Origin of the sequence: Exiguobacterium sp. s160 (assembly GCF_018617575.1) — a bacterium.
Classification (GTDB): Bacteria; Bacillota; Bacilli; order Exiguobacteriales; family Exiguobacteriaceae; genus Exiguobacterium; species Exiguobacterium aestuarii_A.
Genome location: NZ_JACSKK010000008.1, coordinates 34923 through 49662, shown reverse-complemented (window position 1 = coordinate 49662; position 14740 = coordinate 34923). Strand labels below are relative to the sequence as shown.

Sequence of the window (14740 nt, the reverse complement as noted above, 5' to 3'; positions counted from 1 at the left end):
TTCAAAACTCCTTTACTCTTTAACTGCTGATTTTACAAACGTAACCCAATCACGGTGTTCCGGAAGTTGTCCTGTCACGGCTTCACGATAGCGTGTCAACATTTCTGTTGCGACCGACTGGACGCCGCCACCGATTGAGATGTGATCAACCTCGATGACGCTCGTCACCTCGGCTGCCGTTCCCGTCAAGAAGATCTCATCGGCTACATATAACTCATCGCGCCCGATGTGACGTTCCACGACTTCGTAACCTGCATCACGCGCAAGTTGCATGACCGTCTGACGCGTGATGCCATCGAGTACGGAGCAATCGAGCGACGGTGTCGTGATTGTCTTCCCTTTAACGAGGAAGATGTTCGCGACGCTCGCCTCACTGACGTTTCCGTTCATATCGAGGGCGATCGCTTCATCAAATCCGTCACGAAGCGCTTCTCCTTTTAACAACTGAGAGTTCATATAGTTCGATGCGGCTTTCGCTTGCATCGGCATCATCGTAGAAGATACGCGACGATACGAGGCTACTTTCGCCCGAATCCCGACTGTTTTGCTGAAATATTCGCCGAGCGGCCAACACGAGATGGCAACATGTACCTTCGTCTCCGCTGTCGGCATAAGTGCTTGCCAAGGTGTCCCGAGGAAGACGAACGGGCGGATATAACATGCTTCAAATCCATTTCGTTCAATCAATTCCATCGTCGCTTGTTCGAGTTCGTCCACCGTGTAAGGTAGCGTGACGTGGTAGTATGCACACGAGCGAACGAGTCGCTCCAAGTGTTCACGTAAGCGGAAGATGGCTGGGCCTTCTTCCGTGTGATACGCGCGAATCCCTTCAAAGAACCCGCTTCCGTAGTGAATCGCGTGTGTCATGATACTCGTGTTTGCGTCAGTCGGCTCAATCCAAGCCCCGTCTTTCCACATCCATTGTCCATACTGTTCCATAATGCAACTCTCCCATTCCTCATTGTTTATATTTTCTGTCTATTATACGTTAGAGAGAGCGTAAGTCATCAACAAGTTGCGTTTTTTCAGAAGTTTTTTCATCTTTCTGCTTGATGACTCGTGCCGGTGTACCTGCGACGACCACACCTGGAGGCACATCTTGCGTGACGACACTTCCAGCTGCGACTACCGCATTTTCGCCGACGCGAACCCCTTCCAAGATGACAGCGTTCGCTCCAATCATGACACCATCTTCAATGATGACTGGATCTTTTGAAGGTGGCTCAAGGACACCGGCGACCACGGCACCTGCTCCGAGGTGAACGTTTTTCCCGAGCGTTCCGCGTGCTCCGATGACGGCGTTCATGTCGACCATCGAACCGTCTCCGATGACTGCCCCGATGTTGACGACAGCCCCCATCATGACGACAGCGTTGTTTCCGATTTGAACGTGGTCACGGATAAACGAACCTGGTTCAATTCGTGCGTTGAGTTGTGTCGTATCGAGCATCGGAACGGCACTGTTGCGACGATCATATTCAAGGTGTGAATCGGTGATGACTGACGCATTCGCTTCTAAGAAAGCTGCCGCGCGCTCCGCCGTCGTCAAGAACAGTTTCGACTCGTCTGTACCGAATGCTTTCGCTTCTTCGATTTCAAGACCTGCCAATTGGCCGTTGACGTAAAGTTTTACCGGTGTTTCCTTTTTAGCATCTTTAATATATTGTGCGATTTCATAAGCGTTTGTGAGTAACATGAGTAGCCTCCTCGTATAAGTTCGATAGATTATAAAGTCCTGCTGGGCGATCGATAATCGTTGCTGCTGCAGCGAGGGCCCCGTTTGCAAACACGCGTTTGGATAACGCGGTATGTTTCAATTCAATCATTTCATCATCTCCAGCGAAAAGCACCGTATGCTCCCCGAAGATTGTGCCCCCACGAATCGAGTGCATCCCTAACTCTTCGGCGCCACGCGCTTCCCGGCGTGATGTTCGTTCGTAAATCGGTGTCACATCTCGCTTCGCTTCGATGGCGCGGGCCAACAGCTCCGCAGTGCCACTTGGTGCGTCCACTTTCTTTCGGTGGTGCGCCTCGATGACCTCGATATCATAGCCGAGCGTGAGCGGAACGAGTTGATCGAGTAACTGCTTCAACAGAGCAATCCCATACGATGTGTTATACGACTGAAAAATCGGGATGTCTGATGATGCTTCTTCAATCGCTGCAAGTTCCTCAGGTGTGAATCCTGTCGTCGCGATGACGAGCGGAATGTTGCGTGACCGTCCGAATGCAAGCAAGTCAGGAAGTAATGCCGGATTTGAAAAATCAATGACGACATCGACTTGTGCATCCACCTCGTCTAATGATGCCAGATGCTCGTCACTCCCAGGTGAAACAATAGCCGAGACGTTCACGCCTTGCGTGTTGGCGACTTCTTCGACGATTCGTCCCATCGCACCGAATCCATGGATGAGTACATTCATTGTCTCACCTCGTTAAACTGCTCCATCGCCGATAGCAATTTCGCTTCAGCTGTCGCGCTCATCGGGACGAGCGGAAGACGTGGTGCACCAAATTCAAATCCTCTCGCTTGAAGAGCAGCCTTCACAGGAATCGGATTCACTTCTGCGAAAAGTTCGTCGATCACGGGGAGGAGGCGTAATTGCCATGCACGCGCCGTCTGAAGATCACCTGCTAAAAGTGCTTCTGCCAATGCGACGGTCGCACCCGGGTAAACGTTTGATAAGACTGAAACGACACCTTGAGCACCCCACGCCATATATGGCAAGATTTGATCGTCATTCCCGCAATAAACGGTAAATCCTTCTGGAAGGTGAGCCATCATCTGTGCCATGACCGAGATATCTCCACTCGCTTCTTTTAAGGCCGTGATGCGCGGATGTTCTGCGAGCTCACCGACCGTTTCAGGCGCCAACGCGACGCCAGTCCGTGACGGGACGTTGTAGAGCATGAGCGGAATCGGTGACGCATCCGCAATCGCTGTAAAGTGAGCAAGGAGTCCTGCTTGTGTCGACTTGTTATAGTATGGGGTAACGACCATCGCCATTTCCGCTCCAAGTTCTGCGGCGCGCTTCGTTTTTTCGATACTGACAGCCGTGTTGTTTGATCCCGTTCCCGCGATGATCACCGCTCGACCGTTTGCGACCTCTACTGCTCGAACAAGCAAAGTCTCGAACTCCTCATTCGTCAGTGTCATTCCTTCGCCGGTCGTTCCACCGATGACGAGTCCACTTACTCCCTCTTGAATTTGGTCTTCAATTAATGCTGTCCATGCCTCTAAGTTTAACTGTCCATCTTCTTGAAACGGTGTCGCTAGTGCTGTCGCAACTCCTGTGAACATGTCATCTCCTCCTTATTTTGTCGCTGTTTGACTGATCATGCATTGTGCGATTTGAACCGCATTTGCCGCTGCCCCTTTTCGAACATTATCCGCGACGCACCACAAATGGAATGTATTCGGCTGTGAGTCATCCCGGCGAATCCGACCGACATACACCTCATCGGTTCCGTTTGCATCGAGTGGTGTCGGATATGAAAGTTCGGCTGGGTTGTCCATAACCACGACACCTGGCGCATCTGCGAGTACAGCTTTGACTTCTGCGACTGTCGCATCCCGTTCGAGCGTCACCGTGATGGATACCGCATGACTGTTTCGTACTGGCACTCGGACACAAGTGGCCGTTACGCCAAGGTTCGGCGCGTTCAAAATTTTACGCGTCTCTTCAATCATTTTTTGTTCTTCTTTCGTATAGCCATTTTCTAAGAAGACATCGATTTGCGGCAATACATTATCATAAATCGGATACGGATAATTCGTCGGATCCTCACCGCGAGCACCGCGTTCGAGGTCATCAATCCCTTTTTGACCCGAACCGGATACGGCTTGATAAGACGTATAGGCGACTCGCGTCAATCCATATACTTCCGATAGCGGCGCGAGCGCGACGACTGATTGAATCGTTGAACAGTTCGGGTTCGCAATGAGTGTCTTCTCCGGGCTGAGTTCGACTCGATTCACTTCCGGTACGATGAGCGGAATTCCTTCTTGCATTCGGAATGCGCTTGAGTTGTCGATGACGATGACCCCTTGTTCACTTAAGCATGGCGCATACTGTTCGCTGATACTTCCACCGGCAGAGAACAAGGCGATATCGATTGGGTCCGCATAAATCGAATCGTTCAATTCACGAATCACAATCGATTGTCCGTTCACTTCGACTGTCTTCCCTGCCGACCGTGCCGAAGCGTATAGTCTCAGTTCACTGATTGGAAATTCGTATTCGATTAAGACGTCAATCATTTTTTGTCCGACGGCGCCCGTTGCGCCGACGACAGCTACGTTATACATCGTGCTACCCCCTTATAAGTTGAAGCGAGCCGCAATGGCTGCGACTGCCGCTTCCACGTCTTGTTCTTGAATCGTGTAGGAAATGCTAATCTCAGATGTCGTGACTTGATAGAACGGAATCCCCATCTCGCGGAATGTTGCGAAGAGTTCTGATGCGACGCCGGTCGCGTCTCGCATGCCAATTCCGACGACCGAAATTTTTGCGTGTTCCGTATGACGATCGATTTTGATTTGTGGCAAGGTCGCTGTTAATTCTGCGAGTGCCTCTTCTAAGAACGCCTCTTCGTCGAGTGGACATGTGAACGAAAGGAACACTTCGCCATCGAACGCCGTCTGTGAAATCATATCGATATTGACGTGACGTTCAGACAATCGTTCAAAGATGTCCGCGACTCCGGCTGCCGTGTGCGGGATGTGTTTAATTGAGACACTGAGTACGTTTTTGACGACACTCACACTCGTGACTGCTTTCTGTTCCATTGCTTGCGTCGTATCCATGATCCATGTTCCTCCTTCGCTCGAGAGCGTCTTTCCAACAAAAATATTCACGTCATACTTTTTCGCGAGCTCGACGCTTCGCATTTCCATGACTTTAGAGCCGAGTGCACTCATCTCCATCATTTCATCGTAAGAGACGGTGTCGAGGCGCTTCGCCGTCGGATGAATCCGCGGGTCCGTCGTATACACCCCAGCCACATCCGTATAAATTTCACAACGTTGACTGAGGACGGCCGCAAGTGCGACTGCTGTCGTATCCGAACCGCCACGCCCGAGTGTCGTAACGTCTCCCACTTCATTCACACCTTGGAAACCAGCGACAATCAAGACGTCATATTGACGCAACTTCTCATGCAATACTTCTTTACGAATCGCTTTGATTTTGCTCTTCGTATGGATGCCCATCGTATCAATTCCGGCTTGTTGTCCGGTGAGTGAAATGGCAGGTACGCCTCGCGAGTTCAAGGCGATACTGAGTAGACTAATCGTCTGTTCTTCCCCGACGGCGAGTAGCCGATCGAGTTCACGAATCATCGGGCGCTCCGTGATTTGTTTAGCGAGCGACAGGAGCGAGTCCGTCGTCTTGCCCATTGCTGATACGACGACGACCAATTTTTCACCGGTCGCCACACGTGTTTGTAAATAGTCTGAAATGGCTTGTATTTGTTCGATTGTAGCAACAGAGCTGCCTCCAAATTTCAGTACGGTTGTCATCAAGTTCCCCACTTTCAAGATGTCCACCAACAGAAAAAGCGGCAGACCGGTAGGAAGCACTTTCCCTACGGCCTGCCGCTTGTACGCGCAGTTGAAAAACGATTAAAGAATCGTTCCGTAGATAGCGCTCCATGGTAGTTGACCATGGCAGTGTAGGCGTTATTCACGACTACCCCAGCCTTCGTTCACACGCACGTGAACGTCGACTTCGGCGAATTTCCCCTTTCGGCTCGGTCCGGAGTGCGTCCGTTTCAACCAAGCTTACTCATGTCATTCGCAACCTCTATCTGTCAGTTGTTAGTATTAGTTATAACAAAACGAAATCTTCTTGCCAACCTTTTTTTAGAAAAATGGGATATTTCAAAAAAGAGTTACCACGTTTTCCGCATCATACGGTGTGGGATATTGGCATCTAAAAATTCATCTCCGAACGCCTCGTACCCGAGTTTTTCATAGAACGGAAGCGCCGTTAACTGTGCACCTAGGCGCAGTTCACTTAATCCTTGCTGTTTTGCGACACGTTCGACTTCGTCCATGATTTCTTTTCCATATCCATGACCTCGGGCCGTCTGAATCGTCGCCACCCGCTCCACTTTCCCGACAGTCGAGTCTACCGGGCGAAGACGTGCTGTCGTCACCGGTTGCGCATCAAGGAGACCGACCACGTGCGTACAAACATCATCTAAATTATCGTATTCGAGACTCGCATCGATTCCTTGTTCCTGAACGAATACGATTTCCCGTACTTGCTTGGCCTGCTCGATTAACTCAGCTTCTTTTCCCGATTGAATCGTCAACATGGTAAGACCCCCTCTTGTAATCGTCTCACGATTTCTTCCATCCCTCGTTCAAGTTCCGTGACCGAAGTGAATCGTGCTTGTGCCTGCTTATGATTCCCACCACCGCGACCAATCTTCATCTCTTGAAGCGTTGCTCGGAGGAATGTTCCGACCGCGATATCATGAGTCCCATCATGCATGACAAATAATTTTTGCGTACTATAGTTGGCTCCGACAGCGATTCGTCCGGTCGCTGCGATTCGTTCAATAATTGCGGTCGTCAATGTTTCCGCTTCGGTCCGTCCCACGTGTAACGCCACATAATTGTCCTCTTGTAAGACTGCCTCCACTTTCGCTTTCGCAATCCGTTCTTCGAGCGTCTTGATTTCTTTTTCACGTTCAAGACGAATCGTGTGCTCTTCAATCACACGTGCTGCCACCGATTCATTCGTTGTCGAGAACGTGTGGTGGATTGTCCGTAACGCTTCCCGTGCTCGTTGTGTCGCTTTCAACGCCCGATTACCGGCTACATACGTCAAGCGGATGTTTCCTCTCACTTTTTTGAGCGTCGTCACGTGAATCGTACCAAGTTGCCCTGTCGTTTCCACGTGTGTCCCACCGCACGCGTTATAATCAAGCCCTTCGATTTCGACGATTCGAATCATCCCTGTTCGATCGGTCGCTTTCCGTAAGCGCGTCCGGTCCACTTTTTCTTCTGCGATTTCATACACATGAATCGGATAATTCTCAAAGATGAGTTGCTGCATCTCTTGCTCAAGAGCTTCAACTTGAGCCCAGTCCATCCCTGCCGTCTCAATCTCAATGGACGAATCTTCTTCGCCAATTCCAAAACTGAGCGTACGAATGCCATGACGATCTTCCAAAATCGCCGTTAACAAGTGTTGGGCGGTATGCTGGATGGAATGGTCTCGTCTCACCTCTTCATCGATTCGAGCCGCTATAGGTGTTCCGGTAGGCAATGCTTCTGACAAGAGATGCCACACTTCACCGTCCTTGATTTGCACGTCTAATACGTCATGCGAATCAATCCATCCTCGGTCTGCCGGTTGCCCACCACCTTCGGGATAGAAAGGACTGTTCTCGAGCGTGTGCCAATGACCTTTTCCATCCTCGCTTACTGAGGTCACGATTGTATTGACTGTATGTTGATTCATCTTGTCCTCCACCTTCTCTCTATAAATCTGTTCAGACAACTAGTCTAATTTCGTCTATAATGAAACATACATCTTCTCAGTCAGGAGCGAAATGATATGTTAGAAATCGATAAACAATCTCCGTTACCTATTTATTATCAAATTGAAGCGTACTTAAAGCAACAAATTGATGACGGATTGTTAAAGCCAGGAGACACGCTACCTTCAGAACGTGAATTCTCCGAACAGTTTCATGTCAGTCGCATGACGATTCGTCAAGCAATCATGAACCTCGTCAACGCCGGTTATTTGAGCCGTCAAAAAGGACGAGGGACATTCGTCGCGAGCCAAAAGATTGCCATGACGTTGTCCGGACTGACCAGTTTTTCTGAAGAAATCAAACATCGTGGCATGCGACCACTCAGTCGTCTTTTGTCCTATGAGATCATCCCGGCAACGGATCGAATCGCCCAACAACTGAGCATCCCGAATCAAACACCGGTATACGAAATGAAGCGGCTCCGACTCGCAGACGACCATCCGCTCGCGCTCGAGACCGCCTACATTCCTGTCCGTTTATTGCCTGACCTGACGAAAGAAGACGCGACCGGTTCCATTTATGCATACGCCGAACAGCACGGTTTACGTTTGAAAAATGCAACACAGACACTCGAAGCCCGCAGCGCCGGTCCCGAGGAAGCGAAACTGCTGACTATCTCTCCAAACGCACCGGTATTGCTGATCGATCAACGTACCTATCTCGAGAACGGAGACATGTTTGAATATAGTCGCTCGCTCTTTCGTGGAGACTCGTATTCCTTGACCGTTGCGATGGAGCGCATATAAAAAAAGTTTGCCCTGGGGCAAACTTTTTTTATTGCGCTTCGTACGTTACCCCACTCGGGTCTAACGTGTAAGACTCTAATTCCGTATCCGTCATCGGCTCCACAGGATTGCCTGCGTCCGCTTGTTGCACACGGTAGCGCACTTCTTCAAGAAGCGGTTCATTCAAGAAATAGTAGAAGTGGCCGTCATCTGCACGGGCGCCTTCACCTGTCAATTGATATTGCACCGTATTGTGTAGTGCACCGACATCTTCAATCAAACGCATATAGTCATTCGGTCCGAGCGTCGTCTGCATGTTGTCGCCCACGGCTTTCAAGACCTTATCATAGTTATTGATGAGTGACGTGCCAAGTGACTGTTCGAGCACGGCATTAATGACTTCCATCTGGCGTTGTCCACGCCCGATGTCTCCACGTGGGTCATCATATCGGTTACGGACATAGGCGAGTGCCTCTTCACCAGAAAGTTGCTGAAGTCCTTCTTCGATTTGTACGGTCTCACGTGAGGCGTCATAGCTGTTTTGTTGTGATGAGAATGGAACGTCGATCTCAACACCACCGACTGCATCAATGAAATCCACAAATCCTTGGAAGTTGAGCGAGACGACATGGTCGATTTCAACACCGACCAAGTCCTCAATCGTGTTTGTTGCCATACGCATCCCGTTGTTCGGGTTCGATTCATCCATGGAACCGAAATAGTAGGCATGTGTGATCTTATCTTGATCAAGACCCGTCTTTCCATAAGGGATATTGTATCCTGTGTAATCGATATTGACGTACGAGTCACGCGGGATACTGAGCATCGTCGTCTGCTTTTCTTTCTTGTTCAGAATGACGACGATCATGACATCCGAGCGTCCATACTCTCCACGTGCTTTCTTTTGTGGAGAAAGGTCTGTCCCTAAAATCAAAAATGACTCCGTATCTTCTTTGTCAAAGCGAGTCGGTTCAACCGTCGGGTCGTCCTCTAGCGTGACTTGAGTGCCGGACAACATGTTGTGGGCTTTATAAAATGCGGTACCGTAAATGCTAGACCCAGCAATAATCGCAATCAGCACAAGGGCACTAAAGACTTTATAAAACGCAGACGGACCTTTGCGCTGTCTACGAGTATGTGTTCTAGAATTCATAATGGTCTCCTTCGAGTCAAAGTAATAAGCTTCACTCATTATAGAGGAAAGTGTGAAATTTGTCGAAAACGTTTTGATGACAAATTCATTTCTTTACATTTTCCCATAGTTGAAAACAGAAAAACCCACGGAGATGTCTCCGCAGGTTGATTAAGCCCGAATAGTGAAGAATCGAGTTGCTGCTTCTTGTCCTCGTGCTTGAAGGGCTTCCGCACAGCGCGATGCGGCCGCTTCGTCGAGTACGATCGTCACACCTGGATGCGCTTGAAGGATCGTCGCTGGCCAGTCGACCGTCGGTACACTTTCAATCATATGTTGTACGGCCTCTGCCTTTCGCTCGCCTGTTGCCACAAGGACAATCTCACGCGCATTCATGATTGTATCGAGTCCCATTGTGATCGCATGCGTCGGGACGTCTTCCAATCGGTCAAAAAAGCGACGGTTTGCTTCTCGTGTGGATTCGGTGAGTTCAGTCACATGTGTCTTCGCATCAAGCGCTGTACCTGGTTCATTAAATGCGATGTGTCCATTTTCCCCGATACCAAGAAGTTGTAAGTCGACACCAAGTTTCCGAACGAGACCTTCGTAGCGTGCCGCCTCCGCTTCAGGGTCTGGCGCATCGCCTTGAGGAAGATGGCTTTGTTTGAACGGCACTTCGTCAAACAAGCGATCTTTCATAAAGCGGTTGTAACTTTGTGGATGCTCTGGTGATAGACCGATGTATTCATCTAAATTGACGCTTGTCACATGGCTACAATCGAGCGCGTCTTGTTTAAACATTTGATACATCCCGACCGGCGTGCTGCCTGTCGCGAGACCGAGTACGAAGTCATGTTTCCCTGAAATCCGTTCTTTAATGAGCGAATAGGCGATACGTTCCGCGTCATTCGCTGTCTTTGCGACTAATACGTTCATCGTTGTTCCTCCCGTTCATATGCAATGTTTCCTTTGACGATTGTCATTTGAACATGTGCACTGTCATCCCAAACGACAAGGTCCGCATCAAACCCCGTTTTGATGTCTCCTTTTGTCGTCAATCCGAACTCTTTTGCCGCATTCGTCGAAGTCATCTTGACCGCTTCTTCCAGCGTACATCCCGTATACGCTTGAATATTTCGGAATGCCGTATCCATCGTCAAGACACTCCCGGCGAGATTCCCTGCTTCAAGACGGGCAGCGCCTCCTTCTACGATGACGGGTTGTCCCCCAAGTTCATACTGTCCGTCAGGCAGCCCCTTCGCCCGCATCGCATCCGTGATGACAACGAGTTCATCCGCTCCTTTTAAGCGGTAAGCAAAATCGACCATCTCCGGACGACTGTGAATCCCGTCTGGAATGATTTCGGCCATGACACCTTTCTCTAAGAGACAATATCCGACCGTTCCCGGTTCCCGATGATGCAAGCCACGCATTTGGTTATATAGGTGTGTTCCATGTTTGACGCCCGCCTGCTTGTTCTCTTCAAACGTCGCACTCGTGTGTCCCGCTGAACCGATCGCACCCGATTCACGAAGGGCTGCTTCAAATGCTCGGGCTCCCGGTCGTTCCGGTGCATACGTGACGAGTCGGATATGACCCCCGGCAAGCTGTTGCCACTTTCGGAATTGTTCCGCATCTGGGTCAATGATATGTTCTGCTGGTTGCGCACCCGCCATCTCCACATTGACGAATGGTCCTTCCAAATGAATCCCGACGATGGTCGTATTCTCTGCTTCAATGACGTTCCGAACTGCTGTCAACGCACGTTCAATCGCTTCTTTCGACTGGGTGATCGTGGTCGCAAAGAATGACGTGACGCCCTCTTGAAGCATGTCTTCACTTAATTGACGAAGCCGTGACTCGTCCGCGTCCATCGTGTCGACTTCATATCCCCCGTGTATATGGACATCGATAAGGCCAGGCGTGACGAGCGCACCCGAAACATCAATCACGCTCTTATCTCGTTGCTTAAACTGTTCCATCGATCCGATCTCTTCAATCGATTGGTCACTCCATCTGATGTACCCACGCTCCCACGTTTGTTCCGCTGACACGATATGAGCATTGATCAATGTCCCCATCGCTTCACCACTCCTTCTTTTGTTTTCTTCCATGTTATCATACCGAATAAAAGTATAGTTGTATAGACCAATTTTGGATAAATAAAAGATTGTTCACACTTGTGAACAATCTTTGGGTTATGACGTCGATTGAAGCGTCCCGAAGCGACGGACAATCCACACTAGTCGAAGGAATAATAAGACCGCTCCGGCAGCCAGTCCGGCAATCAATCCAATCCAGTAGCCATCCGGTCCAAATCCAGCATGCTCCGCCAACACATAACCGAGTGGTAAGCCGATGACCCAATAGGCGACGAGAGAGAGGACCAACGTAATGTTGACGTCTTTGAACCCTCGTAAAATTCCTTGAATCGGTGCAGCGACAGCATCTGACAACTGGAAGAACACGGCGAAAATCATGAAGTGTGCCGCAAGGTCCACGACTGTCGGGTCATTCGTATAAATGGCTGCGACCCGTTCATTTTGCCAAAACAAGAAAGCACCCGAGAAGATGGAGACACCTAGACAAAGCGAAATCCCAATCTTCGCATATCGAACGGCGTCCTGTAGTCGTTTCGCACCAAGTTCATACCCGACGACAATCGTCAACGCGCTCGATGCCGACAACGGGAGCATGTACACGAACGACGCAAAGTTAATGGCCGCTTGGTGTGCCGCGACGATTTGGTCACCGTATGAGCTGAGCAGTAGTGTGACTGCCGCAAAGATGCTGACCTCGGCGAAGATCGCTAACCCGATTGGTGTCCCGAGTTGTAACAACTCTTTTTGTCTGAGCCAGACGATTCGCTCCGATGTCCGTAAGAACTTGTACTCGCGGAACGGTTTTCCGTTTCGGACGAAGAAGAATGCCATGAAAAAGAGCAACCAATAGGTGATGCTCGAGGCGATTCCTGCTCCGACGCCACCGTACGCCGGAATCCCGAGTTTTCCAAAGATGAAGATGTAATTTAATCCGACATTAATGGGTAACCCTAATAGTATGAGGATCATCGAGACCCTCGTCTTGCCAAGCGCATCCATGAGCGTGCGAAGCACGTTGAACAAGAACATCGGTAAGACACCGAAACCAAGCGCAAGTAAGTATTGGGTCGCGATTCGCTTCCCTTCCGTACTAAGCCCCATCCCTTCGATTGCGAGTGGCACGAGGAAAGACCCTAATGTCAGCGTGATCACACTGAGCATGATGGCTAAGTAGATGCCTTGAAATAACGTACGTTGAATTTGTTGACGGTCCCGCGCGCCGAGCGCTTGCGACACAATCGGGGCAACTGCCAACAAGATTCCGCTAAGCCCGGTGTAAACGGGCATCCAAAGACTCGAACCGACACCGACACCGGCCAAATCGACGGCGCCTGCGCGTCCGGACATGACGGTATCAAAAAAGCTAATCAAATAAAAAGACACTTGCGTGACTAGGATTGGAAAAAAAATCGTAAAGAACAGTTTGATTTTTTCGTTTAATGAATGTGTTTGGTACATGGACAACCCTCATCTCTTATTCAGAAAGGAAACAATATCATGAATCAACGGCATGCAGAAAAACTTAAATTTGAGCTGTTAGAAACGTGGAATACATTTAACCACTACGTGACCGAGGCCCTCTCGTTCAACAATTCCGAGGACATTCATCGCGCCCGCGTTCATTTACGAAAGCTGATCACGTTCATGCAGATCTTTGAGACAAAGCCGGCGACGTTCCGGCAACTCAAACAATTGATGGAAGCACTCGGTCATGTGCGTGACCTCGATGTCCTCATCGAACAGTTTGATGTAAAAACTGAGCTTGATGAAGCATTTCTACAAACCATGGAAAAGCAACGGGCCATCGAACGAACCATTCTCTCGACACGAGTCAGTGAAAAGATGACCCCCTCACTCGACCAACAAATTCGTCGTTTCATCGGCGGACCGTTGTTTCGTGCGTTTAAAAAAACGAACGCCTCTCCGATGTTAGAAAAGGCGAAAAGCGAACGCAAACAACGAATTCGCATCTATCATGAACAATCGAGTGGAAAAGAACAAATCGAAGCGCTCCATAAGGTTCGCTTAGCCGTGAAACGTGAACGATACTTGCATGAATATTTGTTAAACTACGAGTCGGACGCGTCAATCGACACCGTCCGTACGTTAAAAAAGATGCAAACCGAACTCGGTGAGATGAATGACCATGATCAACTGTTGAAGCGTTGGCTGGCCTTCACCCCTCCTACCGACCTGCAATCCCCATATGACAAAAAAGTTGATGTCTTACAGCAGGAACTTGATGAATCCGTGGAGCACCTATCAATTTAACGCGATGTATACCGTTCAATCAATAGTTCAAGCAACTTCATCCCCGCGATCGAATTCCCTTTTGAATCAAGCGCCGGACCGAAGATGCCAAACCCAACGTTATTCAAATCCAGTTCGTGGTTCCCGACTGCTAAAATCGCACCCGACACTCCACTCTTTCCGGGAAGACCGACACGGACGGCGAACTCGCCTGATGCATCGTACATGCCACATGTCGTCATGATGGCTTTGACGATCCGGACGACTCGACGTGGAATCAATTCTTCACCTGTCTCCGGGTCTTCCCCGTTCCCTGCGAAGACACGTCCGATTCGCGCCAAGTCAAAACAATCGATTTCAATGGCACACTGTTTCGTATATACGTCGATAATCTCATCGACGTCTCCTTCTACAATTCCATGATGACGCATGAAATAGAGGAGTGCGCGATTCAAGTCGGTCGTCTCGTATTCAGAGCGAGCGACTTTTTCATCGTACGTAATCTCCTCCACCGGTCGATTTAATAGAGTCGCTAAAAATTGGCGGAACTGATAAATCTTTAAGTCCGCCGTCTCCCCTAAAATCATACTCGTCACCGCTAACGCCCCTGCATTGATCATCGGATTCAGTGGTTTTGACGGGACCGTTTCCTCGAGTTTCGCAATCGAGTTGAACGCATCACCCGTCGGTTCCATCCCCACTTTTGAAAACACATAGTCTTCCCCAAATTCCATCAGCACATAACAAAGCGTCAGCGCCTTCGATACACTTTGAATCGTAAACTTGTGATGAACGTCCCCAGCGTGAATATACGTACCGTCCGGCAAACAAATCGCCACCCCGAGTAAATCGTTTTTCACATGCGCCAGTTCTGGGATGTAGTCCGCCACTTTTCCCTGAGCCGTATACGGACGACACTCATCAATCAAGTGGTTCAATTGTTGTTCGAGTACATTCATTCGATCACCTCATGTTCC

The 14740-nt window shown here is 49.5% G+C and carries 15 protein-coding genes and 1 riboswitch; of the genes, 2 read left to right on the top strand and 13 right to left on the bottom strand.

Translation table 11 applies throughout. From position 1 onward, the window contains the following. Nucleotides 1-12: 12 nt before the first annotated feature. The 8 genes from KNO86_RS12670 to KNO86_RS12635 form a co-directional block, all read right to left on the bottom strand. Nucleotides 13-939 carry a branched-chain amino acid transaminase gene (locus KNO86_RS12670; RefSeq protein ID WP_214696792.1) on the bottom strand — a complete coding sequence of 309 codons (927 nt, stop codon included), beginning with the start codon at nt 937-939 and terminating at the stop codon, nt 13-15. Between the two features lie 49 nt (nt 940-988). Further along, nucleotides 989-1696 (bottom strand): 2,3,4,5-tetrahydropyridine-2,6-dicarboxylate N-acetyltransferase, encoded by a 708-nt coding sequence (gene dapD, locus KNO86_RS12665; RefSeq protein ID WP_074032983.1) that lies wholly within the window; start codon nt 1694-1696, stop codon nt 989-991. Next, a complete protein-coding gene (dapB, locus tag KNO86_RS12660; RefSeq protein WP_214696790.1) occupies nt 1674-2423 on the bottom strand; it encodes a 4-hydroxy-tetrahydrodipicolinate reductase in 750 nt (249 codons plus the stop codon). Before dapB ends, dapD begins: the two co-directional genes overlap by 23 nt. Next, nucleotides 2420-3301, bottom strand: coding sequence for a 4-hydroxy-tetrahydrodipicolinate synthase (dapA, locus tag KNO86_RS12655; RefSeq protein ID WP_214696788.1), 882 nt, complete (start codon nt 3299-3301; stop codon nt 2420-2422). The genes dapB and dapA overlap by 4 nt, the downstream gene beginning before the upstream one ends. Nucleotides 3302-3313: 12 nt before the next feature. Next, nucleotides 3314-4309 carry an aspartate-semialdehyde dehydrogenase gene (locus KNO86_RS12650; protein WP_214696786.1) on the bottom strand — a complete coding sequence of 332 codons (996 nt, stop codon included), beginning with the start codon at nt 4307-4309 and terminating at the stop codon, nt 3314-3316. Nucleotides 4310-4321: 12 nt separating this feature from the next. Further along, nucleotides 4322-5521, bottom strand: a complete 1200-nt coding sequence (locus KNO86_RS12645; RefSeq protein ID WP_483297457.1) for an aspartate kinase — start codon at nt 5519-5521, stop codon at nt 4322-4324. Between the two features lie 114 nt (nt 5522-5635). Beyond that, a riboswitch (Lysine riboswitch) is annotated at nt 5636-5815 on the bottom strand. 77 nt (nt 5816-5892) lie between these two features. Next, nucleotides 5893-6321, bottom strand: coding sequence for a GNAT family N-acetyltransferase (locus KNO86_RS12640; RefSeq protein WP_214696777.1), 429 nt, complete (start codon nt 6319-6321; stop codon nt 5893-5895). Then, nucleotides 6315-7475 (bottom strand): alanyl-tRNA editing protein, encoded by a 1161-nt coding sequence (locus KNO86_RS12635; RefSeq protein WP_214696775.1) that lies wholly within the window; start codon nt 7473-7475, stop codon nt 6315-6317. The genes KNO86_RS12640 and KNO86_RS12635 overlap by 7 nt, the downstream gene beginning before the upstream one ends. 96 nt (nt 7476-7571) lie before the next feature. On the opposite strand from KNO86_RS12635, the gene KNO86_RS12630 reads away from it, so the two are divergent. Next, complete coding sequence (locus KNO86_RS12630) at nt 7572-8300, top strand: GntR family transcriptional regulator (RefSeq protein ID WP_214696773.1); 729 nt, start codon at nt 7572-7574, stop codon at nt 8298-8300. 28 nt (nt 8301-8328) lie between these two features. Here the strand turns inward: KNO86_RS12630 and KNO86_RS12625 are convergent, their stop codons facing one another. From KNO86_RS12625 to KNO86_RS12610, 4 genes are all read right to left on the bottom strand, one after another. Then, nucleotides 8329-9432: an LCP family protein gene (locus KNO86_RS12625; RefSeq protein ID WP_214696771.1), complete on the bottom strand. Its 1104-nt coding sequence runs from the start codon at nt 9430-9432 to the stop codon at nt 8329-8331. Nucleotides 9433-9582: 150 nt separating this feature from the next. Beyond that, a complete protein-coding gene (gene nagB, locus KNO86_RS12620; RefSeq protein WP_214696769.1) occupies nt 9583-10347 on the bottom strand; it encodes a glucosamine-6-phosphate deaminase in 765 nt (254 codons plus the stop codon). Next, entirely contained in the window at nt 10344-11492 is a 1149-nt protein-coding gene (gene nagA / locus KNO86_RS12615; RefSeq protein ID WP_214696767.1) for an N-acetylglucosamine-6-phosphate deacetylase, read from the bottom strand. Before nagA ends, nagB begins: the two co-directional genes overlap by 4 nt. A gap of 117 nt (nt 11493-11609) precedes the next feature. Next, complete coding sequence (locus tag KNO86_RS12610; protein ID WP_214696765.1) at nt 11610-12971, bottom strand: MATE family efflux transporter; 1362 nt, start codon at nt 12969-12971, stop codon at nt 11610-11612. A gap of 39 nt (nt 12972-13010) precedes the next feature. Between KNO86_RS12610 and KNO86_RS12605 the strand changes: the two genes are divergently transcribed. Beyond that, nucleotides 13011-13784 (top strand): CHAD domain-containing protein, encoded by a 774-nt coding sequence (locus tag KNO86_RS12605; RefSeq protein WP_214696763.1) that lies wholly within the window; start codon nt 13011-13013, stop codon nt 13782-13784. On the opposite strand, the gene glsA is transcribed toward KNO86_RS12605, so the two are convergent. Beyond that, complete coding sequence (glsA, locus tag KNO86_RS12600) at nt 13781-14722, bottom strand: glutaminase A (protein ID WP_074032972.1); 942 nt, start codon at nt 14720-14722, stop codon at nt 13781-13783. The two genes, KNO86_RS12605 and glsA, sit on opposite strands and share 4 nt — an antisense overlap. Nucleotides 14723-14740: the final 18 nt, after the last annotated feature.

Coding starts and splice junctions, on each gene's coding strand:
- KNO86_RS12670 (WP_214696792.1), bottom strand. CDS start 939: ATGGAACAGTATGGACAATGGATGTGGAAAGACGGGGCTTGGATTGAG.
- dapD (WP_074032983.1), bottom strand. CDS start 1,696: ATGTTACTCACAAACGCTTATGAAATCGCACAATATATTAAAGATGCT.
- dapB (WP_214696790.1), bottom strand. CDS start 2,423: ATGAATGTACTCATCCATGGATTCGGTGCGATGGGACGAATCGTCGAA.
- dapA (WP_214696788.1), bottom strand. CDS start 3,301: ATGTTCACAGGAGTTGCGACAGCACTAGCGACACCGTTTCAAGAAGAT.
- KNO86_RS12650 (WP_214696786.1), bottom strand. CDS start 4,309: ATGTATAACGTAGCTGTCGTCGGCGCAACGGGCGCCGTCGGACAAAAA.
- KNO86_RS12645 (WP_483297457.1), bottom strand. CDS start 5,521: ATGACAACCGTACTGAAATTTGGAGGCAGCTCTGTTGCTACAATCGAA.
- KNO86_RS12640 (WP_214696777.1), bottom strand. CDS start 6,321: ATGTTGACGATTCAATCGGGAAAAGAAGCTGAGTTAATCGAGCAGGCC.
- KNO86_RS12635 (WP_214696775.1), bottom strand. CDS start 7,475: ATGAATCAACATACAGTCAATACAATCGTGACCTCAGTAAGCGAGGAT.
- KNO86_RS12630 (WP_214696773.1), top strand. CDS start 7,572: ATGTTAGAAATCGATAAACAATCTCCGTTACCTATTTATTATCAAATT.
- KNO86_RS12625 (WP_214696771.1), bottom strand. CDS start 9,432: ATGAATTCTAGAACACATACTCGTAGACAGCGCAAAGGTCCGTCTGCG.
- nagB (WP_214696769.1), bottom strand. CDS start 10,347: ATGAACGTATTAGTCGCAAAGACAGCGAATGACGCGGAACGTATCGCC.
- nagA (WP_214696767.1), bottom strand. CDS start 11,492: ATGGGGACATTGATCAATGCTCATATCGTGTCAGCGGAACAAACGTGG.
- KNO86_RS12610 (WP_214696765.1), bottom strand. CDS start 12,971: ATGTACCAAACACATTCATTAAACGAAAAAATCAAACTGTTCTTTACG.
- KNO86_RS12605 (WP_214696763.1), top strand. CDS start 13,011: ATGAATCAACGGCATGCAGAAAAACTTAAATTTGAGCTGTTAGAAACG.
- glsA (WP_074032972.1), bottom strand. CDS start 14,722: ATGAATGTACTCGAACAACAATTGAACCACTTGATTGATGAGTGTCGT.